We start from the raw sequence: 25,902 nt of genomic DNA on the forward strand, positions 1-25,902 counted from the left end.
GGACGGGCGACGGTACGGCGAGGCCCACGGTGACCGTCCCCGGCGGCGGCCCCAGCGCTCCGGACGCCGCCGGGGACACCCCTGAAGTTTCCACAACACAAGGAGAGAGACGATGGCTCGACCGATCACGTTGTTCACCGGGCAGTGGGCCGACCTGCCGTTCGAGGAGGTGGCCCGGCTGGCGTCGTCGTGGGGGTACGACGGGCTGGAGATCGCCTGCTGGGGCGACCATCTCGACGTACGGCGCGCGGCCGACGACCCGGCGTACGTCCGGGACCGGCTGGACATCCTGGAGAAGTACAACCTGAAGGTGTGGACGATCTCCAACCACCTGCTCGGGCAGGCGGTCTGCGACGACCCGATCGACCAGCGGCACCAGGCGATCCTGCCCGCGCACATCTGGGGCGACGGCGATCCGGAGGGCGTCCGGCAGCGGGCGGCCGAGGAGATGAAGACGACCGCGCGGGCGGCCCGGGCGCTCGGGGTGGAAGTGGTGGTCGGGTTCACCGGGTCGTCGATCTGGAAGACGGTCGCGATGTTCCCGCCGGTGCCGCCGGCGATGCTCGAGGCCGGCTACCGCGACTTCGCGGACCGGTGGAACCCGATCCTCGACGTGTTCGACGAGGTCGGGGTGAAGTTCGCTCACGAGGTGCACCCGTCGGAGATCGCGTACGACTACTGGTCGACGACCGCGACGCTGGAGGCGATCGGGCACCGCGAGGCGTTCGGGCTGAACTGGGACCCGTCGCACTTCGTCTGGCAGGACCTCGACCCGGTCGGGTTCCTGTGGGACTTCAAGGACCGGATCTACCACGTCGACTGCAAGGACGCGAAACGCCAGGTCGGCAACGGCCGCAACGGCCGGATGGGCTCGCACCTGGCCTGGGGCGATCCGCGCCGCGGCTGGGACTTCGTCTCGACCGGGCACGGCGACGTCCCGTGGGAGGCGTGCTTCCGGATGCTGAACTCGATCGGGTACGACGGCCCGATCTCGGTCGAGTGGGAGGACGCCGGCATGGACCGCCTGGTCGGCGCCGCCGAGGCCCTCCAGTTCGTCCGCTCGCTGGCGTTCGACCCACCCACTGCCTCCTTCGACGCCGCGTTCTCGTCCTGACCGGCGAGCTCATCCCGCCGGCTGGCACCGACGAACGAGGTGCCGGCCGGCGGGGCGCGCCACGGTAGCAGCGCTACGCTCTGAACCATGAAGTACGTCGCGCGGATCGTCGAGGTGCCGGACCACGGGATCAGGCTGGAGCCTGGTGAGGACGCCGTGGTGCCGGAGCAGCCGACCGAGGTGAATCTGCTGGGGATGGCGATCGCGCTGGCGTTGGGTGCGGCTGGGTACCGGCACCACGCCGAGCAGCGGGACCCGGAGCTGCAGACGCTCGACGCGTTGCTCGCCGGTGACGCGGTGATGCCGTGGAAGCCCGCGGAGACGGGCGGGACGGTGTACGTGGTGTGTGAACTGAACGACGGCAGGCCGACGTGCGAGGTTCGTCCGGCGGCCGAGTGAGCTGGCCTGAGCCTCCGCCGCTGCAGGGGCCGCGGATCCTGCGGCAGCGGTGGCTGGACGTGACGTTCGTGCACTGGGCCTTCGAGCCGCGAGAGCTGCAGCATTTCTTCCCGCCCGGGACGCGGCCCGACACCTTCGAGGGGCGGACCTACGTCGGGCTGGTGCCGTTCCGGATGGTCGGCACCGGACTGCCGTATGGGCCGGGTGTTCCGTACTTCGGCTCGTCTCTGGAGACGAACATCCGGTTGTACTCCGTCGACGAGCAAGGCCGGCGTGGCGTCTTCTTCCTCAGCCTCGACGCGAATCGCCTGGCCATGGTGCTGACCGGCCGCACCGCCTTCGGCCTCCCGTACCGCTGGGCCCGGATGTGCCACGAGCGCAACGGCGCGCACCACACCTACACCTCGACCGTACGACGCTCCGGCGCGGAATCACTCGTCGGCGTCGAACTGGGGGAGCGGATCACCCCGGGACCGCTCGAGGAGTACCTCACCGCCCGCTGGGGCCTCCACGTCCACCGCGCCGGCCGCACCTGGTACCTCCCGAACCGCCACCCGCCGTGGATCCTCCACACGGCGACCCTCACAGCCCTCGACACCGACGGCCTACTGCGATCCGTCGGCCTCACGCCACCGGACCGCGAGCCGGACCACGTAGCGTTCAGCGCCGGCGTCCCAGCCGAGTTCGCCGTACCACTCGGCTGACCGGGCTCCGGTGCGCCACGATCCGTGGCGCACCGGAGTACTACGACTACTTCCCGATCTTCACCGACAACGACGTGTTGTTGTTCGCCGCGTTCGGATCCGTGGTCGGCGACGTGACGCCGGCCGACGTGGCAACCACGCCCTTGTTGCCCTTCACCAGCAGATGCACGTTGAAGGACCAGGACGATCCGGCCGCGAGCGACGTTGGACGGACGCAGGTGAGGGTCTGCCCGGCCTGCGTGCAGTTGGCGGTGTCGAAGACGTACACGGCCTGCTTGATGTCCGGCAGCGCGACCGTCACCGTCGGGGACTGCGCGTCCGACGGACCCGCGTTGCCGACCGTTGCCGTGTAGACGATCGTCGACGACGGCTTGTAGACGTCCTGGTCCGCGACCAACGTCAGCCCGAGATCGGCCGCCGTACCGACGGTCGTCGACGCGGACGCCGTGTTGTTCGCGGCGACCGGATCCGCGGTCGTCGCCGTCACCGTCGCGTGGTCGGCGATCACCCCGGCCGGCGTACCGGACTGCACCTTGGTCGCGATCACGACGGTCGTCGGCCCGCTGCCCGGCGCCATCGTCCCGAGCTCACACTCGACCTGCTTCGACGGCGGGTCGACCGGGATCGTCACCAGCACGCAACTGCCGGACCCGGTGGTGATGGTCGCCGAGGTGAAGTCCACGGACCCCGGCAGTTCGTCGACGAGCTTGACGCCCTTCGCGGTCGACGGCCCGGCGTTCGCGACCTTGACCGTGTACGTCAGTGGCCGGCCCGCGAGCACCGGGTCCGGGCTGTCGGTCGACGTCACCGACAGGTCCGCCTGCGCACCGACCTGCGTGGTGACGGTGTCGGTGTTGTCCGCCAGGTCCGGATCTGCGGTCGTCGCCGTGACCGTCGTGTCGTTGTGCATGGCACCGGCGTACGACGGATCGATCGTGGCGACGACCGTCATCGTGCGGCCCGCGCCGGGCGCCAGGTTGCCGAACGAGCACGTGGTGGGCTGCGCGGCATTACCCGGTACGCCCGCGGTGCAGGTCGCCCCGCCGGTTCCGCTGACGGAGTCCACGGTGACCTGCGCGGGCAGGACGTCGCGGACCGTCACCCCGGTCGCCGTCGACGGGCCCAGGTTGTCGACGGCCGTCGTCCAGGTGATCTGGCCGCCCGCCGTCGCGGTCGCCGGAGCGCTCTTGTCGACGCTCAGGTCGGCCGAGGCGACGATGTGCAGCGTGTCGGACGCCGAGTTGTTGGCGAGGTTCGGATCCACCGTCCCGGCGGAAGCCTTCGCGGTGTCGGCGATGTCCTGGGCCTCGTTCCCGCGCTCGCGGATCACGACCATCACCTGCTCACCCGATTCCAGGTCCCCGAGCGTGCAACTGGCCACCGCGGCGCCGGACTGGTCGCCGGCCGGAGCCGTGCAGCCGATCGACGTCGTGGACAGCTGGAACGTCCCGCTCGAGCTGACGGTGTCGGTCAGCGTGACCGCGCGGGCGATCGCCGGCCCGTTGTTCGTCACCGTGATGCTGCACGGGTACGCCGTACCGGCAGCCGCCGGACCGTCCGGCAGACAGTTCTTCGCCACCACCAGATCCGCGCGAGCGGTGGCAGCCGAATAGGCGTCGAGGACACCGGCGCCGAACGCGTTGTCGATTCCGGGTGCGCCGCGATCCGTGGCGTTGGCCGCGAGCACGGATGTCAGCGCGGACGGCGTCAGCGATCCAGGACCGCCCGCCGCATCGAGGACGAGTGCGGCGACACCCGCGGCACTCGGCGTCGCGGCCGACGTACCGAAGAATCGGCATTCGCCTTGCGCCGTGGCCGGGCAGTTGCCGGCACCGAAGTCACCGACACCGCTCACCGACACACCGTCGGCCGCTGCGTACGTCGGCGCGGTCGCGGTCCGGCCCGCGCCACCGGCGACGCTTTGGTTGCTGCCCGGGGGAGCGGAGGCCGGGCACGGGTACGACGTCGTGCAGACCGTCGAGCTCACAAGCGTGACCGGACCCTGGCCGCTGAAGCCTTCCAGGCCGACGGTCGCCGGGTCCTGGTTCGCGCCGCCGTTGACCGCCGCCGCGGAGGTGGCGAGGTCGGTGTAGTTGCTGTCCGGGTTCAGCGAACCGCCAGGTCCCGTCGCGTCGATCGCGCCGGCTCCACGCCACCGCAGGTCGATGAGCGGAGTGGCCTTCGCACCGGTCGAGCCGGTCACGTTGACGGCCAGCTTGACGGTGACGGCGGTGGCGCCGCCGTTGGTCCAGGAGGCCTGCTCGATCGTGTCGCCGGAACCGCCGCCCTGGGTCGCCGTACTGGTCGCCAGGCAGTTCCCGGCGGTGGCGTTCAGGATGTAGAGATCGAGGTTGGTGAAACCGCCGGCGCCCGCGGTCGGGAAGATCGCGCGCGGCTCGCTCCACTGCAGCGTCGCGCCGACGGTCGCGCCGGGGTTGACGTTCACGTCGAATGTGGTGTCCGCACCGTTGAAGGCGACGGTGTTCGTCGGTGCGACGGCACAGCCGACGGGAGCCGCGCCGTCCGGCCCGGCGCCGGTTCCGGTCGCCGCGACCCGTGGGGCGTGCGTGCCGTTCAGGTTGCCGGCCGACGAGCTGACCCAGATGCCGGACGCGGCCAGGACCTCGCCGTTGACCGCTGCGAGGCCCTTCTGGAACGCCGGCTCGGAGTCGAACGGGATGTCCTCGGTCAGGATGTTCACGCCGGCCGCTGCCAGGTCGTTCTGCGCGGCCACGTGGTTGGCGACACCGCCGCCGGTGGTGTGGAAGAACAGGTCCGCGCCCGGAGCCAGGTCGTGGACGATCTCGAGCATCGCCGTACCTTCGTCACCGGACCCGGTGTCCAGGTTCGTCACCCCGGCCGGCAGGTCGCCGAGCGCCTGGGAGGCGGCGAGGTTCGAGACGCCGTCGGAGATGACGCCGACCGAGACGCCGCCGCCGTCGTGCCCGAGGGCCTGCGTGTCGTCGGCGCGGTGCAGGGCGACGCCTTCGCTGAGGAAGCTGCCGGCGTCCGGTGGCGACGACTCGGTCGGACGCAGCGCGGCCACCCAGCCGAGGGCGGCGACGTCGATCACCTTGTCGTACGGCACCAGCGCGCGGAAGATCCCGGCGTTCGGCAACGCCTTCACCCGTTGGGGCTTCACCCACTGGTCGGAGCCGTTCAGCACGGAGGCACCGAGCCGGGACAGCTCGGCGCGTTCCTTGCCGCCGACGCGGCCGACGGCGTGGATCTCCAGGTCGAGATTCCCCGCCGTGTCGACCGCCAGCAGGCCGTCGCTCAGTGCCTTGCGCTGCTTCGCGTCCAGCCGATGGCCGGCGCCGGCAGCCTTCGCAACCCGCGCGACCCGCTGACCAACGAGATCCGGAATCTTGGCCGCAGCCGATCGCGGACTCGCGCCCGTTCCCGCCGTTCCCGCCGTTCCCGCCGCGCCTGCCGCGCCTGCCGCGCCCGCGGTAGCCGTCGCGTTCGTCGCGGCTGCGGCGGACCCGCTCTGCTGCGTGGGCTGCGCTTGAGCAACCCCGGTCCCGAGAACCGTGATCGCGATGACCCCGGCCGCGAGCACCCCGCGCCGTTTCCGGGCATGACTGATTCGTCTCATCGACTCCCCCTGTATCGGCTGTCCATCACCCCCGGCCCCCCGGCCGTGACAGCTCCATTGCAGAGAGTCGCGCTTACTACGAGCAGCTGTCAACAACTCAGCGTCATCAAATCACCCGTTTGCTGGACGAGCGAGGGAATCGGCACCTGCCGGGCCCACCGGTTGACCTCGGTTGCGAGCGCCCGGGCTCCGGCGAGGTCGCCCTCGTCGCGCAGCAGTACGGCGAGCAGAGTCTGCTGCGCCAACGCGCCCAGGAGATGACCGACCTGCTGACGTAGCTCGGTGGAGCGTTCCCAGTGCTGCCGGGCGAGGGCGAGGTCGCCTGCGGTATGCGCGTGGTCGCCAAGGTGCCGCAGCGCGTACGACGTCAGCAGCTTGTCGTCGGTCTTCTCGCCGAGCTCGAGCGCGGTGGTGTAGTGGGCGAACGCCTCGTCCGGCCGATTGAGCAGGTTGTCGGCCATGACGCCGGCCCAGAAGCTGACCGTTCCACGCCGCCGATCGTCCGGGGCCTGCGCGATCAGTCGCCGCGCCCGGTCCGCGAGCCCCGCGGCACCTGTCGGGGATCCGAACAACGCGGTCCCGTAGTCCTTGCGCAGCTTCAGCAGTTCGAGGTCCCACGTGCTGCTGTCGTCGCTCAACTGCTCGGCGACGGCCAACGCCGCCGAGGCGTGATCGGTCTGCTGCGCGAAGTCCTGGTCGACCGCGACCTCGGCCAGTGCCAGCGCCAAGGTACGGCGTTCCGCCGGATCGTCGGTGTGGGCAGCTGTCAACAGGTCGGTGGCCGCGGTCCACTGGCCTGCACGCATCAACTGGACAGCGGCATCGACGAGGTCGGTGGCGGCGACATGGCTCATGCTGACTCCATCAATTCGGCGGTCTGCTGGACGATGAACGGAATACCTAGTTGGCGCGCCCAACGGTTGGTTTCGCTCGCCAGTGCGCGCGCTCCGGCGAGGTCTCCTTCGTCACGGAGCAGCAGCGCGAGGCAGGCCTGTTGCGCGAGTGCGGGCCGCAGATGGCCGGCCTTCTGCAGCAGCTCGGTCGATCGCTCCCACTGCGAGCGCGCGAGCGCCAGATCGCCGGCCGCGTGCGCGTGGTGCCCGAGATGCCGCAGCGCCTGCGCCATCAACAACTCGTCCCCACACTCCTCGGCAAGCTCCAACGCGATCCGGTAATGCACACAGGCTTCAACCGGCTCCTCGTCCACGTTGTCAGCCATCGCCCCCACCCAGAAATGCGCCGCCGCAAGTCGGCCGCCGTCAGGAGCCGTGTCGATAAGCGCCCGCGCCCGCTCCTTCAGCTTCCGATCCCCTCCCTGGAACAGCACAACCGAGTAGTCCTTACGAAACCTCAGCAACTCAAGCTCCCACGAGCCCCCGGGAACGCCCGCGATCGCCCCAGAGGCATAGTCAGTCCCCCGCCCAAAGTCCCAATCCACAGCCACCTCCGCCCGAGCCAACGCAAGCACCGCGTGCTCGTCCGGGGTTTCGGGGGTTGTGGCGTTTAGTAGGGCGGTTGCGGCGGGCCATTGGCCTGCTAGGGCTAGGTGGGTGGCGGCGGTGGTGATGGCGGTGGTTGGGAGGTGGGTCATGATGAGGACGGTATTTCGAGGTCGAAATATTTGACAACTAACCTTCAGTCGCTGAAAGGTTGGGCGGATGAAGGATTTCGTGGACGGGCATGTCGAGCTGTGGGCGGGGCAGTTGCCAGCGTTGGATCGTGATGTCGAAGGCATCACGGTGCGGATGCAGGTGCTGACGCGCTACCTGGAGCGGCGCCGGGAGGCCGTGCTGGCGGCGTACGGCCTGCAGTTGTGGGAGTTCAAGACGCTGCACATGCTGCGCCGCGGCGGTACGCCGTACCGTGCGACGCCCGGCGCGCTCGCGAAGCAGCTCGGGATGTCGGCCGCGGCGCTGACCAACCGGCTCGACGCACTGGAGCGGCGCGGCCTGATCGAGCGCTCGCACGACCGCGACGACCGGCGCAAGGTCTTCGCCACCCTCACCCACGCGGGCGACGACCTCTGGCAGCGCGGCATCGAGGACATCCTCCGGGTCGAGGAGGAGCTGGTGCATCACCTGCCCCCGGCCGACCGCACCCGGCTCGACGACCTGCTCCGCCGCCTCGTCCTGGTCACCGAGACGGCGTGAGCCGTACCGAAGAACGGGTAGTGGTGCCGCTCCAGCGCGGCGCGGATCACCTCCGCAGGCGTGAGTCAGGCACCGTCTGCCGACCTCTACCCGTTCTTCGGTACAGCCATGTCAAGTTCCGTCGATCAGTTCCGACGTCCCGGTGAAAGCACCGAGAGAGGACGGACCGATGGAACCGCTGAACCTGATGGTGTCGCTGAGCCACTTCGCCAACGACAACCGCGAGCACAAACACGGCCTGAGCACGCCCGCCGGGTCCGGTCGCCCGACCAACCGGACCCGCGGCCGCCGGGTGCCGAGCGCGCCCGCGCTGCAAAATCTGCGGCGGATCTGGGCGCGGCGTGTCAGAGTCCTCGGGTGACCGATGCCTTGAAGAACCAGCTCCTAGCCGCGTACGACGACCAGCTGCGCGGCACCAGCGAGATCGCCGACGTACCGAGCAGCACCGACGGCCCGGTGGTCCGGGTCGAGTACCCGAGCCGCGGGTTCGTCAGCTACCGAACCCTCGACGGCCTGGACAGCGCCGAGATCGACGCGCTGATCGCCCGCCAGCGTGACTACTTCGCCGCGAAGGGTCAGGCCGTCGAGTGGAAGCTGCGCGGACACGACAAACCCGCCGACCTGCCGGACCGGCTGCGCGCGGCCGGGTTCGAACCCGAGGAGCAGGAGACCGTCCTCGTCGCCGAGAGCGCCGGCATCGTCGAGCGGCTCAGCGGGCGGGACGCGGTCGACGGCGTCACGATCCGCCTGGTGCACGACCTCGCCGACTTCGAGCGGATCGCCGCGATGGAGTCGACGGTCTGGAACGACGACTGGTCCTGGCTGGCCGACGACCTGGTACGGCGCCACGCCGCCGGCGCCGATGTCTACGCCGCCGAGGTGGACGGGCAGGTGGTCTCCGCCGCGTGGGCCGTCTACAAGAAGGGCACCGAGTTCACCGGGCTGTGGGGCGGCTCGACGCTCGCGGAATGGCGGGGCAAGGGCATTTACAAGGCGCTGGTCGCGGTCCGCGCCGCGCGGGCTGTGGAGCTCGGGTACAAGTACCTGCACGTCGACGCGTCCGACGACAGCTCGCCGATCCTGCAGCGGCTCGGGTTCGTCGCGGTCACCACGACCACGCCGTACGTCTACAAGCCCGCCTGACTCGCGGCGCGGTACAGGGCGTAGTGCATCGGGCCGCGGTGCGGCAGCTCCAGTTCCGCTATGACGGTGAAGCCCAGGGACTCGTAGAACCCGACGTTCGCGGGGTCCTGGGTCTCGACGAACGCGGGGGAGTGCGCCGCGTCCGCGGTCGCGAGACCGGGCGCGATGACCGCGCGGCCGAGGCCCTGGCGTTGCCGGTCGGGGTGCACGGCGGCGAGCGCGAGCAGCCAGACCGGGTCGCGGGGATGGAACAGCCCGATCGCCTGCCCGTACTCCGCGGTGACCGGGGCCCGGGATCCGGCGATCTCCTCGAACGCCGCGGTGTGCGGAGCGAACGCGTCGGACGGCATGTCCGGCGGGAGCCAGACGGCGACCGCGCTGACGTCGTCGGTGACCCACACCCGGCCGTGCGGCAGCCCGATCCCGGTCAGGAACAGCCGGTGGTACCGCGCGAGCCGGTCGAGGTACCCGTCCGGATCGAGGCAGGCGCGGGTCATCGGGTAGTCGACGAGGGCACTGGTCAGCGTGTCGACGGCTGCGTCGACGTCCGCCTCGGTGGCCTCGCGAACCTTCATGTGCGCAGGGTTTCCAGGACGAGGTCGGCGACCGCGCGCATCCCAGCCGCGTTCGGGTGGTACGGGACAAAACCGCCGAGCGTCGGTGGCAGCAGCGTGAAGCCGGTGGTCCATGGCTCGGCCGAGCCGATGGCGTGGTCCCGGCTCGCGGCGGATGCGGCGACGAGGTCCACGCCGGTCGCGGCGGCTGCCTTGGCGAAGGCGGCGGCGAGGCCTTCGGCCAGCAGCGCGATGCTCGGCAGCTGCTCTTCGTTCAGCGGTACGTCGAGGCGCGGACGGGTCGCCGGGCCGACCAGCGTCAGGTAGTCCACGAGGATGATGCGGGCCTCGGGCGAGCGTTCGCGGGCGCGTTCGACGACGGTGGTCAGCGAATCGGTGACGGTCTGGTACGACGCCTCGTCCTTGAGGTAGCTGACCCGCGCGCGGATCCGGTTCGCGACCCGGCGGCCGAGGATGGTCGCGGGTTTCGCGAGCGTGTTGAGGAAGCTTCCGCGCAGGAACGTACCGACGTACTCGAGATCGTTGCCGCCGACCGTGATCGTGACGAGCGCGGTGTCCGGGGTGAGCGCGTCGAGCTGCGGCGGCGCGCCGTCCTGCGCGGTGTCGAGCACGTGCGCCGTGGTGGCGCCGGAGTACGTGACGTCGACCAGTTCGAGGCCGAGCTCGGCCGCGACCAGGTGCGCGTAGTTGCGGCCCGAGCGGCCGGCCGGCGGGTGCACGATCGGACTGATCCCCGGTCCCGCCGCGAACGAGCTGCCCAGTGCGACGTACCGACTGCCGGAAGCGATCACGCGCACCACGATAGATGCCCGGCCCGGTGCGGCATACTTCCCCGGTGGCTGACGACGTGTTCGGTACGGCGGGAATTCGCGAGCGGGTACTGACGGCGTGGAGCGCGGCGCCCGTGCGGTTCCGCGAGGACGCGAACGCGGAGGAGGAACTCGCACTCGGCGGGTACGCCGACCGCCTGGTCATCGAACTAGCCCAGAACGCCGCCGACGCCGCCTCCCGCGCCGGGGTTCCTGGTCGCGTCTTGTACGAGTTCCGCAACAACACCCTCGTCGTCGCGAACACCGGCGCACCACTCACACCCGAGGGCGTCGAGTCCCTGGCAACCCTGCGCGCCTCGGCAAAGCGCGACGGCGAGGTTGGGGAGGATTTCCCGGCCGAATCGGGCGACAATCCTCCCCAAGCCACCCCACGCGGGGGCGCAGGCGCGGCGGTGGGGCGGTTCGGGGTGGGGTTTTCGGCCGTGCTCGCGGTCACCGATGAGCCGGTGGTGTTGTCGCGGACCGGTGGTGTGCGCTTCTCGCGGGCGGATACGGCTGCCGCGGTCGGCGAGCTGCCGTCTCTGGAGACGGAGCTGCGGCGCCGTGACGGGCATGTCCCCGTGCTGCGGCTCCCGTTCGAGGCTGAAGGTGAGCCGCCCGCCGGGTACGACACTGCCGTCGTCCTGCCGCTCCGCGACGAGGCGGCCGTCGAGCTCGTCCGCCGGCTTCTCTCCGAGGCGGACGACGCCCTGCTGCTCGCCCTGCCCGGCCTCGAACGCATCGAGATCGAGACCGACGACACCCACCGGGTCCTGGAGGACGCCGACTCCCGCTGGCACAACCACCGCACCACCGGCGTCTTCGACACGGCCGAACGCGAGCGCCTCCTCGCCGACCGCCCAACCGAAGAACGCACCCGCCCCACGTGGTCCGTCGTCTGGGCCCTACCTCGCAATGCGTCCCCGGAGGCCTCTGCAGGTGTTGTCCACGCGCCTACGCCCACAGACGAGCCGCTCTCGCTCCCGGCGTTGCTGCTGGCAACCTTTCCGCTCGACTCCACGCGGCGCCATGTGGCGAAGGGCCCGCTGACGGACTGGCTGGTGCAGGAAGCAGCGGCCGCCTACGGCGAGCTTCTGCGCACGCGAGCCGCGGCGGGGGAGGCGGTGCTGCGTCTCGTGCCAACCGGCCTTCCCGCGGGCGCACTCGACGGCATGCTGCGCGACGCGATCCTCGGCGTACTGCCCGACGTACCTCTCCTGCACGCCGTCGGCGGCAGCGTCCTCCGCCCCCGCGAAGCCGTGCTGGTGGAGGGCGCCGACGAGACCTTCGCCGAGGCGCTCGCGCCGCTGGTCCCGGGCCTGATCCACGCCCGCCGCGAGGACCGCCAGGCCCTCGACGCCCTGCGAGTACGACGTCTCGAACTCTCGGACGTGGTCGACCAACTCGGCGGCCACGAGTCACCCGACTGGTGGCGCACCCTCTACACCGCCCTCGCCACCATGACCACCGACCCGCTGATCCGCGAAGCGCTCGGCACCCTGCCCGTCCCGCTCGCCGACGGCCGGCTCGTCCGCGGCGCCCGCGGTCTGCTGCTGCCCGGCCCCGAGCTCCCGCTCGACACCCTCGCCGCCTTCGGCGAGTACGGCGTACGTGTCGTCCATCCCGCCGCTGTCGACCCGGTCCTCGAACGCCTCGGCGCGCTCCCCGCGACGGCGCGCTCACTCCTCGAGGACAGCGCCGTCCGGACGGCGGTCGAGCACTCCGCCGACGCGGACGACCCGGACGCGATCGCGCACGCCGTACTGAGCCTGGTCGCCGCCGACCCGGCGCAGGCCGACGGCCTGTGGTGGCTCTCCGACCTGGTACTGCGTGATTCCGACGGCGACCTGGTCCCCGCGAACGCGCTGGTGATCGAAGGCTCCGACGCGCAGGCAGTCCTCGACCCCGACGAGGTCGCACCCGTGGCCCACGACCTCGTCGCTCGCTACGGCCTGCCGGCGCTGCAAGCTGTCGGTGTCCTCGCGACCCTCGGCATGGTGTCCGCCTCCGAGGTCGCCCTCGACCAGCTGCCCGAGGCGCTCCGGGACCTCGACGGCATCGACGACTGGGTGTACGACGTCGCACCCGGCGGATCGCCGTACGGCGCGACCGTCGGCGAGCTGCTCGCGATCCGGGACCTCGACTGGGTCACCGACGACAGCTGGCCGAAAACCCTTGCCCTGCTGGGATCCGAGCCCGAACTGCGCCGCGCGCTCGTCACTCAGGTGCGCGTCGTCGGCCCGGACGACCGGCCGCTCGGCGTACCGTCGTACGCCGCCTGGTGGATCCGCGAGCACGTCGTCCTCGACGACGGCGAGCCGCTCGCCGGACGCGCCGATCCCGAGGCGGAACCGGTGCTCGCGAGCTTCCTCGACGAGGCGCCCGCCTGGACCGCCGGCCTCGATCCCGAGGTCCGTACGGCGGTCGGCCTGGTCCGCGACGTCGGCGACCTGGACGCGGACGGGCTCGCGCTCGTCCTCGACCGGCTGGCCGATCCGGAGCGGGACGTCGACGAGGCCGCGATCCTGCGGCTGTGGACCCGGCTCGGCACGCTCGCGTTGTTCCCCGGTGACGCCCCGGCCCAGGTCCGGGTGCTCGGGACCGACGGCGTGACCCGGGTGACCGACGCGGACCGCGCGGTGGTGATCGACGGGCCGATGTGGGTGCAGCGCGCGGACCTCGGCGGGTTCGTGATCGGGTCCGGCGCCGCGGCGGACGGGCTCAGCGACCTGTTCGACGTACCGCTCGCCCAGGAAGTTGCCGAGGGCAAGATCGATGGCCCCGGTACGGCGGCCGACGTGCCGGCGATCGTCCGCGAGTTGGTGCCGCAGGTGCCAGCCGTCTGGTGGGAGCACGAGGAGCTCACCGTCGACGGCGTCGAGGTCTCGTGGTGGGTCGATGCCGACGGCGGCCCGCACGCCGCGACGTTCGACGGCCTGGCGAAGGCGCTGGCCTGGGCGGCCGGTCGCTGGGATCAGCGGCACGTGATCCGCGCGGTCCTCAACGAACCTGACCGCTCCGTAGAGCTTCTGGTCGACGCCGTCTACGACTAAATCTCCGCGTCTGGCCGATTCCGGCCGCGGGGCGCGGAAGATGTACGCCGCGTGACGGCGGTTGGAAGCGTTTCCGCCTAGAGGAGTCACACAGAGCGAGCAACGTTGTCATGGCTTGGTATATCGACTGATCAGCGAATATGACGACGCGGTTCCAACGTGGCAACGAACTCTTGTCAACGTTGTCAGGCGTACTTATAGTCCGTGGCACCTCTCGGTCCGTGACCGGCCTGTCCACGCAACGCAAAGTGAGGTGACATTCGTCATGAATGACGCGCCGCGCCCGCAGTACGAAGATGTCGCAGATGTCGTCCGGTACCAGTTGACCCGTCGCAGCATGATCGGAGGAGGTGCCGCCGCGCTGACCGCCTTCCTGGCCGCCTGCTCCGGCAGCGGCTCCTACTCGGACAAGCCGGCCAACGCCAAGCCCAGCGCCACCAAGTCCATCCAGATCGGCAAGGCCAACATCCCGGTTCCCCGGGACCAGACCGTGATCGTCGGCCAGGTCGAGTACACGGTCTTCGACAGCTTCAACGGGATGATCCCGAACGGTTCGCCCGGCGGCGCCGGCGTGGAACTGGCCACCGAGCCGCTGTTCTTCCTCAGCTTCGCCACCGGCAAGCTCACGCCGTGGCTGGCGACCGAGTACAAGTACAACGACGACCACACCGAACTGACGCTGAAGTTCGACCCGAAGGCGCACTGGAACGACGGCCAGCCGCTGGGCGCGAAGGACTTCCGGTTCACCGTCATGGCGCTCAAGGACCGGCCCGACCTGTTCGGCGGCGGCGGCGAGCTGAAGGAGTTCGTCAAGTCCGTCGAGGTGCCGGACCCGCAGACCGCGGTGGTGAAGTTCCTGAAGCCGACGCCGCGGTTCCACTACAACTTCATCGCGGCGATCGCGGGCGCGCCGAACAACATCATGCCCGAGCACATCTGGAAGTCGCAGGACCTCACGAAGTACAAGGACAACCCGCCGGTCCGCTCCGGCCCGTACAAGCTGAAGCAGGCGATCCGGAACCAGAAGATGTTCGTCTGGGAGAAGGACCCGAACTACTGGAACAAGGACAAGCTCGACGTCAAGCCGCAGTACGTCGTCTTCCAGAGCACGTCGAAGCAGCTCGACCAGGCGTCGCTGGCCTTCGAGCGCGCTGAGTTCGACGTCGGCTCGATCGACACCCAGCACGCCACCCAGCTGAGCAACACCGGCTACCCGAACCTGGTCACGACGCAGTTCCATGACCCGAACCCGCGGGTGATGTGGCTGAACTGCGACCCGGCCCGGGGCGTGATGGCGGAGCCGAAGATGCACTGGGCGATCAACCACTGCCTCGACCGGGAGAAGATCGGGACGTCGGTGTGGGACGTCAAGGTGCCGCCCGCGATCTACCCGTGGGCGGACTACCCGACCAACGAGAAGTGGAAGAACGACGGCCTCGCCGAGAAGTACAAGTTCGAGTACAACCTCGACAAGGCGACCCAGCTGCTCGACGAGATCGCGCCGAAGAACGCGGCCGGCAAGCGCACGTACAAAGGCAAGGAGATCAACCTCGAGATCATCACGCCCGCGCAGGTCGACAAGGCCGAGTACGCGATCGCGAACGTGCTGAAGGCCGATCTCGCCAAGGTCGGCGTCCCGGCCACGCTGCGCAGCCTGTCCGGCAGCGTGCACGACGAGAAGTTCCAGCGCGGCGAGTACGACATCGACTCCAGCTGGGCCGGCTTCGCCATCGACCCGGCGCAGCTCTACACCGACTGGGACAGCAGCAAGGCGCAGCCGGTCGGCAAGAACGCCGCGGGCAAGAACAAGATGCGGTTCAAGGACCCGGCGTTCGACGAGATCGTCCGGAAGCTGACCGGGATGGACCCGGAGAGCGAGGAGGCCAAGCCGCTGCTCGAGCAGGCGCTGGAGATCTACTTCCAGAAGCTGCCGTTGCTGCCGGTGATCCAGACCGGGTACCCGCAGTACTTCAACACCGCGTTCTGGAAGGACTGGCCGACCGACGACAACCTGTACGAGGTGCCGCTGAACTGGTGGCCGCACTTCATCTTCGTGCTCGGCAAGATCAGCGCCACCGGGCAGAAGGGACCGGCGTGACGGCGGAAGCCCCGCCGGTGGTCGCTGTCGACAAGAGCCAGGACTCCGCACCCGCGTCGGGGGTGCGGGCCTGGCTGTCGCGGCATCCGCTGGCGGCGTACGCGATCCGCCGGATCGGGCTGTACCTGGTCGAGCTGTGGGGCGCGCTGACGATCGCGTTCTTCTTCTTCCGGCTGATGCCCGGTGACCCGATCAACACCCTGATCCAGACGCTGCAGCAGAACTACATCTACAACCAGCAGGCCAGCGCCGAGCTGATCGCCCGCTACCAGCAGGAGTTCGGCCTCACCGGCAACCTGTTCTCGCAGTACCTGAAGTACATGGAGAAGCTGGTGCTGCACGGCGACATGGGGCCGTCGCTGATCAACTACCCGACGCCGGCGCAGACCGTCATCCTCCGGTCGTTGCCCTGGACCATCGGCCTGCTCGGCCTGTCCGCCGTGCTGGCGTGGATCCTCGGTGTCGTGATCGGCGCGATCGCCGGCTGGCGGCGCGGCAAGCTCGGCTCGCGGATCGCGACCAACCTCTCGATCGCGCTGTCGCACGTGCCGTACTTCTTCGTCGCGCTGATCCTGGTCTACATCTTCGCGTACTCGATGGGCGTGCTGCCGGCCAGATCGGCGTACGACTCGCGGATCGACCCCGGGATATCGCTGGACTTCATCGGCAGCGTGCTCAAGTACGGACTGCTGCCGGGGTTGTCGATCGTGCTGATCGGGACGTTCAGCTGGATCCTGTCCACCCGGATGCTGATGGTGCCGATCCTCGGCGAGGACTACCTGGTGTACGCCGAGGCGAAGGGCCTGAAGGGCTGGCGGATCCTGACCCGGTACGCGCTGCGGAACTGCTACCTGCCGCAGATCACCGCGTTCGGCATCTCGCTGGGCTTCATCTTCAACGGCAACGTGCTGGTCGAGCAGCTGTTCAACTATCCGGGCCTCGGCACCACCCTGGTCACGGCGATCCAGCAGCTCGACTTCAACACGATCCTTGGGGTGACCAACATCGCGATCTTCTCGGTGCTGACCGCGGTCCTGCTCCTCGACCTCCTGCTCCCGCTTCTTGACCCGCGGGTCAAGTACTGGAAGTGATGACGATGAGACTTCTGACCGCGGTACTGCGAACCATCCGGAACAGCCGGCGCCTCGCGATCGGGCTGATCCTGCTCGGGCTGATGGTGCTGCTGGCCCTGCTCAGTCCGCTGATCGTGAAACTGATCGGCGGCGGCAAGGACCCGATCGAGCTGGCGGCGTACGAGAAGTGGCTGGTGCCCGGACCGGGGCATCTGCTCGGCACCGACCAGTTCGGGCGGGACGTGCTGGCGATGGTGGTGAAGGCGCTCTCGGTCTCGCTGCAGATCGGGGCGATCGCCGGGCTGATCTCCACGGTCGTCGGGGTGATCGTCGCGTTCGTCGCCGGGTACAAGGGCGGCTGGATCGACGGTGTGCTGTCGACGTTCACCGGCATCCTGCTGGTGATCCCGACGTTCCCGTTGCTGATCGCCCTGTCGGCGTACGCGAAGAACGTCAGCCTGTTCCAGGTCGGCGTGATGATCTCGATCTTCTCCTGGCCGTTCGCGGCCAAGACGATCCGGTCGCAGGTGCTCAGCCTGCGGACCCGGCCGTACGTCGACCTGGCGCGGGTGAGCAAGGCCCGGGACCTGGAGATCATCGTCACCGAGCTGCTGCCGAACCTGCTGCCGTTCATCGGTGTCGGGTTCGCGTCCTCGGCGCTCGGCGCGATCTTCGGGCTGGTCGGCCTGGAGGTGATCGGGCTCGGGCCGGGCGGTGTCATCGACCTCGGGCAGATCATCTTCAACGCGATCAGCACCGGCGCGCTGACGCTCGGCGCGTGGCCCATGTTCGTGGTGCCGATCGTACTGCTGACGCTGCTGTTCGCGGCGCTGAACATGGTGAACATCGGGCTGGAAGAGGTCTACAACCCGCGGCTGAGGGGAGTGGCAGGTGAGTAACGTTCTCGAGGTCAAGGGCCTCGAAGTCGCCTACTCCACGAACCGCGGCGATGTGCAGGCGGTGCGCGGGATCGACCTCGACGTCCGCCGCGGCGAGATCCTCGGCATCGCCGGCGAATCCGGCAGTGGCAAGAGCACGCTGGCCGTCGCGCTGCTCCGGTTGCTCAAGGCACCGGGCAAGGTGACCGGCGGCTCGGCGATGTTCCACCCGGCCGGACGGTCGCCGGTGGACCTGCTGCAGGTGCAGGGCGAGGAGCTGCGGGTGCTGCGCTGGAGCGCGCTGTCGTACCTCCCGCAGGGCTCGATGAGCTCGCTCAATCCGGTGATGCGCATCCAGGACCAGTTCAAGGACGTGATCGTCGAGCACGCGCCCGAGCGCAAGGACTCGCTGGGCGAGCTGATCCCGCGGCTGCTCGGCCAGGTCGGCCTGGAGCCGCGGGTCGCCCGGATGTATCCGCACGAGCTGTCCGGCGGCATGAAGCAGCGCGTGCTGATGGCGATCGCGGTCGCGCTCGAGCCGGACCTGGTGATCGCGGACGAGCCCACCACCGCGCTGGACGTGACGATCCAGCGGGTGATCCTGCAGTCGCTGGCGGACCTGCGCACCGACTTCGGCGTCACGCTGATGGTGATCTCGCACGACATGGGCGTGCACGCGCAGCTCGCCGACCGGGTCGCGGTGATGTACGAGGGCCGGCTCGTCGAAGTGGGCGACGTACGGCAGGTGTTCAAGGACCCGCGGGACGCGTACACCCGGCAGCTGATCGAGTCGATCCCGAAGCTGGGACGGAGGGCATCGTGAAGTCGGAACTCGAACTTCGTGGCGTACAGCAACGATTCCACGCGCGCGGCGTCGCCGAGGGGTACATCACCGCGGTCGACGACGTGAGCTTCAGCCTGGCCGCGTCGCCGCCGCAGATCGTCAGCCTGGTCGGTCAGAGCGGGAGCGGGAAGAGCACGATCGCGCGGAACGTGCTCGGTCTGCAGAAGCCCACGGCCGGATCGGTGCTGTACGGCGGCAAGGACATCTTCAAGCTCAGCCGGGCCGAGTACGACGAGTACCGGCGCGACGTGCAGCCGGTGTTCCAGGACCCGTACGCGATCTTCAACCCGTTCTACCGGGTGGACCGGGTGCTCTGGAAGGCGGTGAAGAAGTTCAAGCTCGCGGACACCGCCGCGAAGGGCCTCGAGCTGATCGAGGAGTCGCTGCGCGCGGTGCGGCTGGAGCCGGAGAACGTGCTCGGGCGGTACCCGCACCAGCTCTCCGGCGGCCAGCGGCAGCGGATCATGCTGGCCCGCGTGCACATGCTGCGGCCGTCGTTCATCATCGCGGACGAGCCGGTGTCGATGCTGGACGCCCAGGTGCGCAAGCACTTCCTGGACATCCTGCTCGACTTCCAGCGCGAGCACGGGATGACGACGCTGTTCATCACCCACGACCTGTCGACGGTGTACTACCTCGGCGGCGAGGTCATGGTCATCACCAAGGGCCAGATCGTCGAACGCGGCCCGGTCTCCACGGTGATGCACGAGCCGTCGCATCCGTACACCAAGCTGCTGCTCGACTCGATCCCGCAGCCCGATCCGGACCTGCGCTGGACCAGCCGGATCGCCGTCGACGAACTCGACCAGGTCGAGGACAACACCCCGGCGGACACCACCAAGCCGGAGGCGCCGATCATCTAGGCCGGCTTCCGGGCGTTGGTGTACAGCAGTTCGTAGAACCACGCCCGGAAGCGCGGGTTCAGCATCAGTGCGCGGTAACGGGTGAGTTCGTCCTGGGTGGCGCCGGCGGCGAGCAGCAGCGGCTCGGCCTGCTGGTTGAGGTTGCGGTGCAGCAGGCAACCGTCGGTGCCGCCGGCGGACGTCAGCGAGTACTGCATCACATCGACGTCGACCAGGCCCGCGGCCGTCATCCGTTCCGGTGTCTCGCGCGCCCAGGTCCAGCTGACGCCGCGGGCCGGGCTGACCACGTGATGGGACAGGTGCTGGATCTTCTCCCAGAGGTCCCGATCGGCCGGATCGGGTACGGCGACGACGTCGAGCGGCCGGCCGGTGATGTCGCCGAGCACCAGGTGCCCGCCGGGCGCCAGGGCGTCGACCAGCCGGGTGAGGAGCTGCTCGCGTTCCGGCAGGTGGAGGAGCAGCAGCCGGGCGTGGATCAGGTCGAACGGTCCGTCGACCGGTAGCCCGTCACGCAGGTCGTACCGGTGTACCTGGACGCCGGGCGCGACGTCGTACAACTGGGTCGTGTCGATGTCGACGGCAACCACTTCGCGGGTGCGAGCGGCGAGCCAGTTCGCGATCGAACCGCTGCCCGCGCCGAGCTCCAGGCAGCGCATGTCCGCGGTCAGGCCGAGCCGGTCCAGGCGCCAGGTCGTCGGGGTGTCGAGCAGCCGGCCGAGGTGGTCGAGGTGGTCCTGGCCGAGCTCGCTGCCGGTGTCGAAGATGTAGTCGTTCATCTCTTCAGGCTGCGCGGGTGCCGGCGACCGGCGCATCCGTGATCACCCGGATCGGGACAGCGCCCAGGCGATGATCTCGTACCGGCTGCTCAGGTCGAGCTTGTGCCGGATGTGCTCCAGGTGCGATTCGACCGTACGGCGGGAGATCACCAGCGCGGCCGCGATCTGCTCGTTGCTCAGGCCCTGCCCGGCGAGCTCGGCGACCCCGAGCTCCCGGGCGCTGAGTGGCTTGTCGGCGGTCGTGGGCGAGGCGAGTGCCTCAGCCATCAGTTCGTCCTGCGTGAGCTGTCGTCCGGCCGCCATCAGCCGATCGGCGACCCGGGCGCCGAGCTGCCGCCGGAGTCGCTCCACGATCGCGTCGCAGTGCACGGTGGTGACGTCCGACATCCGGCCGCCGCGCCGGCTCAGCGCGGTCGCGGCCCCGGCGAGCCGCAGCGACGCGCGGACCCGGCCTTCGCTCGCGGCGAGGCTCATGCTCGCCCACAGCCATTCCGGATCCTCGATCAGGCCGGAGGCCTTGCGGAGCTCGGCGATCATTGCGGTCAGCTGTTCACGGTGACCGTCGACGTCGCCGGATTCTGCGGCGAGGTAAGCGAGGCCGATCCGGCCGGCGAAGGTGAGAGCGGCGCTGCCTGCCGTGCGACCGGCCTCGAGCGTCCCGTGGAAGCAGGGCGCAGCCGCGGCCCAGTCGCCGCGCTCGCAGTGTGTCAGGCCGAGCACCGACAACGTCCAGCCGCGGCCGCGGTCGTTCCCGAGCTTGTCGAACGTCGCGATGCTCTGCTCGCAGAGTTCCACGGCGTACGTCGTCTCGCCGGTCGCCGCGGCGACGAGTGCGAGGTTGCGTCGGGCTCGGGCGGTGCCGGGCTCGTCGCCCAGCCGACGATGCAGCTCCAGGCTGTCCTCGTAGGCGCGGCGGGCGGCCTCGTAGTCGCGCTGGCGCCAGGCCAGTCGGCCCAGTCGCGCCAGGGCGACGGCGCGCAGTGTGGGGTCGCCCTGGTGGACGAACTCCTCCAGCCAGGCCCTTGCGTCGTTGACGAAGCCGCGGACCTCCCAGTAGTAGGCGAGGGCTGTGGACAGGCGTAGTCCGGTGTCGTCGATCTGCGAGCGTGCCCAGGTGAGCGCGGCGAGGAAGTTGCCTTCGTCGCGCTGCAGGTTCATCACGGCGCGGCCTCGGTCGGTGCCGTGCAGGTCGGAGTCGCCGCGTTGGGCGACGGACAGGTAGTGCTGGGCGTGGCGTGCTCTTGTTGTCGGTGCGTCGTCCAGGAGCGTGGCGGCGTACTGGCGGACGGGTTCCAGGAGGCGGTAGCGAACGGTCCCGTCGGGCAGGCGATCGGTGAGGACGAGGGAGTGGTCGACGAGGCCGGTCAGCGCGCGGAGCAGGTCGTCACCGAGGTCGGCGACGTACTCCAGGGCTTGCAGGTCGAAGCTGCCTGCGAATACCGCGAGTCGTTCGAACAGGAGCTGTTGTGGGGCGGTGAGGAGGTTGTGGCTCCAGTCGAGTGCGGCGCGCATGGTGCCGTCGGTCTGGTGGAGCAGGGGAGCGAGGCGGTCGAGGATCTCGCGCGGCGAGAGGACTCGGCTCCACGCGGCGGCGAGTTCGATGGCTAGCGGTAGGCCGTCGAGCTTGCGGCAGATCGCGTCGACTGTCGGCTCGTCGGCGGGCGTCGTACCGGAGACGAGAGCGGCCCGGTCGGCGAACAGGAGGCTCGCGTGGGTCTGGGCGAGTGGTGGGAGGCGGAAGACCTGCTCGCCAGGCGCGCCGAGCGGGACGCGGCTGGTGGTGACGATGCGGACCGACGGGTAGTCGGCGAGGACGCGGAGTGCCGCGGCGCGGGCCGCGTCGACGATGTGTTCGCAGTTGTCCAGGACGACCAGGACGTCGGCGTCCTCGATGACGTCGGCGAGCAGGGCCTGGGCGGATGTGGAGGCGAGCTCGACGAGGACGACGCCGGCGGCGTACCGGGAACCGATCCTGGCCGTTAGTTCACGGCTCAGGCGGGTCTTGCCGGCGCCGGGTGGGCCGGCGATTGTCACCAGGCGGGAGGTGCTCAGGAGGCGGTCGAGTTCGGCGAGTTCCTGGGCGCGGCCGAAGAAGCGGGTGAGGTCGCGGGGGAGTGGTCGTGGTTTCGGGCGGGCGGTGAGGAGGCTGCGGTGGACGGCTTGGAGTTCGGGGGCGGGGTCGGCGCCGAGTTCGTCGGCGAGGTGGGTGCGGAAGGCTTCGTAGCGGTCGAGGGCTTCGGCGGATCGGCCGGCGTCGCGCAGTGCGGTGAACAGTCGCAGCCAAAGGGTTTCGCGGAACGGGTAGCGCGTCGTGAGCTTGTGGAGTGCGGGGATGTCGGGGTCGGGTAGCTGTTCCCAGGCGGTGAGGTAGCGCTCGACAAGCGCCGGGGCCTCGTGTTCCTCCAGCCATGGTGAGTTGGTGCCGCCGAACGGGTCTCCGCGCCACAACGCCAACGCCTGTTCGGGATCGCGCGCGTCGAGCAGCTGATGGAAACGCCGTACGTCGACACACTCCGGCGGGAGGTCGAGCCGGTAGCCGGTCGGTTCGGTGACGATCGCGTTGTCGCCGAGGACGCGGCGCAACCGCCCGACGTACGTCTGCAGGCTCCCGCGCAGCCGTTGCGGCGGGTCGTCCGCCCACAGCGCGCGTCCGAGGCCGTCGACGGACACCGTACGCCCGCAGTACAACGCGAGCACGACCAGCAGGCTCCGCACCTTACGCCCCGGAACCCGCACCACCCGCCCACCCCGCCGAACCTCGAACGGACCGAGCAGCCGTATGTCGACCTGTCCCATCGCACCCCCGAGAGATAGGACAGCCCACGTTACCGACCCACAGGGTCGCCCAAACCGACAGCAAACTGACAGCACCCACCTGTACCGTCATCGCCGTCGTGGCCTGCCGTAGGGTGGGCGTTTTGTCTGACGGAAGACGAGATTTTGCCGAACCACGTCTGGTACGTCGCTTACGGCTCGAATCTGGCGCTGGAGCGCTTCAATTGCTACTTGCACGGCGGGCGGCCCCGCGGCGGGGCACGGGTGTATCCGGGGTGCCGGGACCGTACTGCGCCTGTCCGGAGCGAGGGCGTCTTCGTGCCCGGCAGCGTGGTGTTCGCCGGTGCGTCGAAGGTCTGGGGAGGTGGCTCGGCCTTCTACGACCGCTCCGCGCCCAGCGAGGTCGCCGGGCGGGCGTATCTGCTGACACCGGATCAGCTCGGCGACGTCGCGGCGCAGGAGATGTGGCGCGAGCCCGGCGGACCGTTCGCGCTCGAGCTGGCGGGGCTTCTGCCGGACGTGGTCGAGTTCCACACCATGGGCCCCGGACGCTACGAAACCGTTGTCTGCCTTGGAGAACTCGACGGCCGTCCCATGTACACCGTCACCCACGGCACCATCGCCGACCTCGCCCCGGTCGCGCCCACAGCGTCGTACCTGCACTGGATCGCCACCGGCCTCGTCGAGGCGCACGGGTGGGGAATCGAGCGCGTCGTCGACTACCTTCATGCGGCGCCGGGCGTCCGGCTCGGCTGGACGCCCGGCGCGTTGTTGTCAGCGCTTGACGGCGGTGCAGGTGGCGGTGGCTGACTTGGTGGGGTCGCTTTCGGAGGTGGCGGTCAGGGTGATGCGGCCGAGCGGAGTGCTGCCGGGCTTGGTGTGGACGGCGACCGTGACCTGTTGGCCGGCGTTGGCGGTCGCCAAGGCGTTCGGGAGGGCGATCGGCCAGCCGTTGGACTTCGCGGTCAGGCGGTACACGTCGCCCTTGACGTACTGCGTTACGTCCTCGGGCTGCGTGGACGTCGTACCCGCCTGGCCGGTGTTCGTGAGCCGGAAGTTGCAGGTCTGTACGCCGTTGCGGTCCGGCTCGGCGACCGTCGGCAGCAGGCGTACGCCGCGCTTCTGAGGTCCGGCGCCGTCGAGGGAACGGATCGCGACCGTGTAGGACAGCACGCCCTGCCGGTCACGGTGCACGTCGGTGACGTAGAAGTGCAGGCGGTTCCCGGTGTCGGTGTACTCGTACTCGCTGCCCGAGTTCGTGCCGGCGTGGAACAGCGCGTCGGAAAGCTGCCGGTAGTCGCCGAGCGTGATCGGCACCTTCGTTCCGTCGGGCAGCACGTAGTCGGTCATGCCGATGTCCTGCGGGTTCGCGTCGATCACCCACTCGAACGGCGCGTCGTCGAGGTTCTTGGTCTTCGCGAGCAGCACGCCGGCGTCGGGTGTGAACGAGTCCGTGCCCATCCGGTCGACGACCTCGACCGTGTAGTTCTGGTACTCACGGCCGTCGCAGAACGGATCCGTCTTCTCGTCGCACGGCGGGGCGAGATCGCCCTTGCCGCCGAGCACCACGTTGATCCCGGACAGGTCCTTCGCGCCCGGATTCACGCTGCGGGCCTTGACGTTCGCGATCACTACTCCGGACGACGCCAGCGCCTCGCGGGACAATCGCAGGACGTTCTGCTCGTCGACCATCTCGAGCTTGATCTTGTTGCGCAGCATGTGTTGCGCGCCCATCGACGCGCCGCCGGTCGCCGGGATCATCCAGCGGCTGTGCGGTCCGCCCGGGCCGTTGAAGCTGCCCCGGCTGAGCATCTCCCAGATGCCCGTGTACGCGCGCCGCGGCGGGACGCCGTACGGGTTGTTGTAGTTGTCGCCGATCCCGAGGATGTGGCTGAACTCGTGCGCGAACACGCCCATCCCGGAGCTCTCCGCCTGGGTGGACGAGCCGCGGCTCGCGTTCGGCCAGATCGAGGCGCCGGCCGCCCACGACGTCCAGTCGACGTACCGCGTCCCGGACCAGTTGCGCTGCGCCGGGTCCGGCGGGCCGAACTCCTCCGACACGTCCTCCTTCACCGGGAACTTCATCATCCCGAACTCCTGCCAGGTGGACGACTCGTCCTGCCCGGCGCTGAGGAAGAACACGAAGTCGAACCCGGCCGGTACGTCGGCACCTTGGTCGGCGATCCACGCGGCCCGGCCGTCGGTGCGCAGGTCCCGCGCGCAGTTGTCGCCCGCGGGGCAGTCCTCGTCGTCCTGCATCTCCATCGCGTACTCGTGCGACTTGCCCGGCATCCGGTAGGGCCCGAACGCGGTGAGGTCGACGCCGTACCGCCCGCCGGAGTCCTCCATCCAGTACTCGTGCAGTGTGTGACCGTGATTCAGCGGTGTCGGGGTGTTGAGGAAGTCCTTGTAGAACTGGGCGACGTTCTCCCGCGGTACGCCGTTCGCGGCCGCGCTCGGGTTGCCGAACGGGGTCGAGCCCTTCGGCTTCGTGACCACGAAGTCCTGGTTGGGGTAGTCGACGAGCACGAGCGCACCCTTGAAGGTCCGCTCCGATCCCTTGACCGCCGGATCGGCCCAGTTGGTCCCCGGCGGCTTGACGTAGTCGTCCCACGTCATGTGGTCCGGGTTCTCCCAGTTCTGCGGGTCGATCGGCCCCGGCAACCCACCGGCAACCGTCGCAGCCACGCGCGCGTCCGGCCCCGACTCCTGCCAAGGCTGCGTCTGCGGCCAGTGCGGGTACTGCCAGGCGTTCACCGGATCCGGCGGTGCATTCCCACCAGGTGAAGCCAGCGCCACCGACGGCACCGAGACAGCAGCGAGCACAGCAACCAACCGCACAACACGACGAAACTTCCGTTGCTCAGACACGGGCGGGCATCCGATCGACGAAGGGGCGGCACAACGGACAGCCACGAGCATGCCCCCTCCAAACCCCAGCCACAACCGCACCCGGCGTTGCACACCCGAACCGCGACAGGCGTGAGGAGACTGTATACAGTATGGTGACGTTCTCTGGTTTTGGATGGAGGTACGGCGATGTATTCGGT

General features: G+C 69.6%; 21 protein-coding genes. 13 read left to right on the forward strand and 8 right to left on the reverse strand.

The window, feature by feature from the left end; all coding sequences use genetic code 11:
* Positions 1-112 precede the first annotated feature (112 nt).
* From ABN611_RS28545 to ABN611_RS28555, 3 genes are all read left to right on the forward strand, one after another.
* The gene (locus tag ABN611_RS28545; protein ID WP_350275329.1) at positions 113-1,114 is read left to right on the forward strand and encodes a sugar phosphate isomerase/epimerase family protein; all 1,002 of its coding nucleotides are present in this window, start codon (positions 113-115) and stop codon (positions 1,112-1,114) included.
* 87 nt (positions 1,115-1,201) lie between these two features.
* A complete protein-coding gene (locus ABN611_RS28550; protein WP_350275330.1) occupies positions 1,202-1,513 on the forward strand; it encodes a hypothetical protein in 312 nt (103 codons plus the stop codon).
* Positions 1,510-2,217 carry a DUF2071 domain-containing protein gene (locus tag ABN611_RS28555; RefSeq protein ID WP_350275331.1) on the forward strand — a complete coding sequence of 236 codons (708 nt, stop codon included), beginning with the start codon at positions 1,510-1,512 and terminating at the stop codon, positions 2,215-2,217. Before ABN611_RS28550 ends, ABN611_RS28555 begins: the two co-directional genes overlap by 4 nt.
* A 46-nt stretch (positions 2,218-2,263) precedes the next feature.
* Here the strand turns inward: ABN611_RS28555 and ABN611_RS28560 are convergent, their stop codons facing one another.
* From ABN611_RS28560 to ABN611_RS28570, 3 genes are all read right to left on the reverse strand, one after another.
* Positions 2,264-5,815: a hypothetical protein gene (locus ABN611_RS28560; RefSeq protein ID WP_350275332.1), complete on the reverse strand. Its 3,552-nt coding sequence runs from the start codon at positions 5,813-5,815 to the stop codon at positions 2,264-2,266.
* An 89-nt stretch (positions 5,816-5,904) separates the two neighbouring features.
* Entirely contained in the window at positions 5,905-6,669 is a 765-nt protein-coding gene (locus ABN611_RS28565) for a tetratricopeptide repeat protein (RefSeq protein ID WP_350275333.1), read from the reverse strand.
* Positions 6,666-7,406 carry a hypothetical protein gene (locus ABN611_RS28570; RefSeq protein WP_350275334.1) on the reverse strand — a complete coding sequence of 247 codons (741 nt, stop codon included), beginning with the start codon at positions 7,404-7,406 and terminating at the stop codon, positions 6,666-6,668. The genes ABN611_RS28565 and ABN611_RS28570 overlap by 4 nt, the downstream gene beginning before the upstream one ends.
* A 67-nt stretch (positions 7,407-7,473) precedes the next feature.
* Between ABN611_RS28570 and ABN611_RS28575 the strand changes: the two genes are divergently transcribed.
* The 3 genes from ABN611_RS28575 to ABN611_RS28585 all read left to right on the forward strand — a co-directional run bounded on the left by ABN611_RS28575 (position 7,474) and on the right by ABN611_RS28585 (position 9,108).
* On the forward strand, positions 7,474-7,965 hold the full coding sequence (locus tag ABN611_RS28575) for a MarR family transcriptional regulator (protein WP_350275335.1): 492 nt from the start codon (positions 7,474-7,476) through the stop codon (positions 7,963-7,965).
* A gap of 169 nt (positions 7,966-8,134) precedes the next feature.
* Positions 8,135-8,326 carry a hypothetical protein gene (locus ABN611_RS28580; protein WP_350275336.1) on the forward strand — a complete coding sequence of 64 codons (192 nt, stop codon included), beginning with the start codon at positions 8,135-8,137 and terminating at the stop codon, positions 8,324-8,326.
* Positions 8,323-9,108: a GNAT family N-acetyltransferase gene (locus tag ABN611_RS28585; protein ID WP_350275337.1), complete on the forward strand. Its 786-nt coding sequence runs from the start codon at positions 8,323-8,325 to the stop codon at positions 9,106-9,108. Before ABN611_RS28580 ends, ABN611_RS28585 begins: the two co-directional genes overlap by 4 nt.
* On the opposite strand, the gene ABN611_RS28590 is transcribed toward ABN611_RS28585, so the two are convergent.
* Both ABN611_RS28590 and ABN611_RS28595 read right to left on the reverse strand, forming a co-directional pair.
* Positions 9,093-9,683 carry a GNAT family N-acetyltransferase gene (locus tag ABN611_RS28590; RefSeq protein WP_350275338.1) on the reverse strand — a complete coding sequence of 197 codons (591 nt, stop codon included), beginning with the start codon at positions 9,681-9,683 and terminating at the stop codon, positions 9,093-9,095. The genes ABN611_RS28585 and ABN611_RS28590 overlap by 16 nt on opposite strands.
* Positions 9,680-10,474: an SGNH/GDSL hydrolase family protein gene (locus ABN611_RS28595; RefSeq protein WP_350275339.1), complete on the reverse strand. Its 795-nt coding sequence runs from the start codon at positions 10,472-10,474 to the stop codon at positions 9,680-9,682. The genes ABN611_RS28590 and ABN611_RS28595 overlap by 4 nt, the downstream gene beginning before the upstream one ends.
* A 44-nt stretch (positions 10,475-10,518) precedes the next feature.
* Between ABN611_RS28595 and ABN611_RS28600 the strand changes: the two genes are divergently transcribed.
* The 6 genes from ABN611_RS28600 to ABN611_RS28625 all read left to right on the forward strand — a co-directional run bounded on the left by ABN611_RS28600 (position 10,519) and on the right by ABN611_RS28625 (position 19,301).
* The gene (locus tag ABN611_RS28600) at positions 10,519-13,545 is read left to right on the forward strand and encodes a hypothetical protein (protein ID WP_350275340.1); all 3,027 of its coding nucleotides are present in this window, start codon (positions 10,519-10,521) and stop codon (positions 13,543-13,545) included.
* 265 nt (positions 13,546-13,810) lie between these two features.
* Complete coding sequence (locus ABN611_RS28605; RefSeq protein ID WP_350275341.1) at positions 13,811-15,643, forward strand: ABC transporter substrate-binding protein; 1,833 nt, start codon at positions 13,811-13,813, stop codon at positions 15,641-15,643.
* Positions 15,640-16,734 carry an ABC transporter permease gene (locus ABN611_RS28610; RefSeq protein WP_350275342.1) on the forward strand — a complete coding sequence of 365 codons (1,095 nt, stop codon included), beginning with the start codon at positions 15,640-15,642 and terminating at the stop codon, positions 16,732-16,734. Before ABN611_RS28605 ends, ABN611_RS28610 begins: the two co-directional genes overlap by 4 nt.
* Positions 16,735-16,739: 5 nt before the next feature.
* The gene (locus ABN611_RS28615; protein ID WP_350275343.1) at positions 16,740-17,615 is read left to right on the forward strand and encodes an ABC transporter permease; all 876 of its coding nucleotides are present in this window, start codon (positions 16,740-16,742) and stop codon (positions 17,613-17,615) included.
* Positions 17,608-18,417, forward strand: coding sequence for an ABC transporter ATP-binding protein (locus tag ABN611_RS28620; RefSeq protein ID WP_350275344.1), 810 nt, complete (start codon positions 17,608-17,610; stop codon positions 18,415-18,417). Before ABN611_RS28615 ends, ABN611_RS28620 begins: the two co-directional genes overlap by 8 nt.
* Positions 18,414-19,301 (forward strand): ABC transporter ATP-binding protein, encoded by an 888-nt coding sequence (locus ABN611_RS28625; protein ID WP_350275345.1) that lies wholly within the window; start codon positions 18,414-18,416, stop codon positions 19,299-19,301. The genes ABN611_RS28620 and ABN611_RS28625 overlap by 4 nt, the downstream gene beginning before the upstream one ends.
* Here the strand turns inward: ABN611_RS28625 and ABN611_RS28630 are convergent.
* The gene (locus ABN611_RS28630; RefSeq protein WP_350275346.1) at positions 19,298-20,077 is read right to left on the reverse strand and encodes a methyltransferase domain-containing protein; all 780 of its coding nucleotides are present in this window, start codon (positions 20,075-20,077) and stop codon (positions 19,298-19,300) included. The genes ABN611_RS28625 and ABN611_RS28630 overlap by 4 nt on opposite strands.
* Positions 20,078-20,119: 42 nt before the next feature.
* The gene (locus tag ABN611_RS28635) at positions 20,120-22,873 is read right to left on the reverse strand and encodes a BTAD domain-containing putative transcriptional regulator (RefSeq protein WP_350275347.1); all 2,754 of its coding nucleotides are present in this window, start codon (positions 22,871-22,873) and stop codon (positions 20,120-20,122) included.
* A gap of 297 nt (positions 22,874-23,170) precedes the next feature.
* On the opposite strand from ABN611_RS28635, the gene ABN611_RS28640 reads away from it, so the two are divergent.
* A complete protein-coding gene (locus ABN611_RS28640) occupies positions 23,171-23,662 on the forward strand; it encodes a hypothetical protein (protein ID WP_350275348.1) in 492 nt (163 codons plus the stop codon).
* Here ABN611_RS28640 and ABN611_RS28645 read toward each other — a convergent pair.
* The gene (locus tag ABN611_RS28645) at positions 23,627-25,693 is read right to left on the reverse strand and encodes a M6 family metalloprotease domain-containing protein (protein WP_350275349.1); all 2,067 of its coding nucleotides are present in this window, start codon (positions 25,691-25,693) and stop codon (positions 23,627-23,629) included. The genes ABN611_RS28640 and ABN611_RS28645 overlap by 36 nt on opposite strands.
* Positions 25,694-25,902: the final 209 nt, after the last annotated feature.

Origin of the sequence: Kribbella sp. HUAS MG21 (genome assembly GCF_040254265.1) — a bacterium.
Lineage (GTDB): Bacteria > Actinomycetota > Actinomycetes > Propionibacteriales > Kribbellaceae > Kribbella.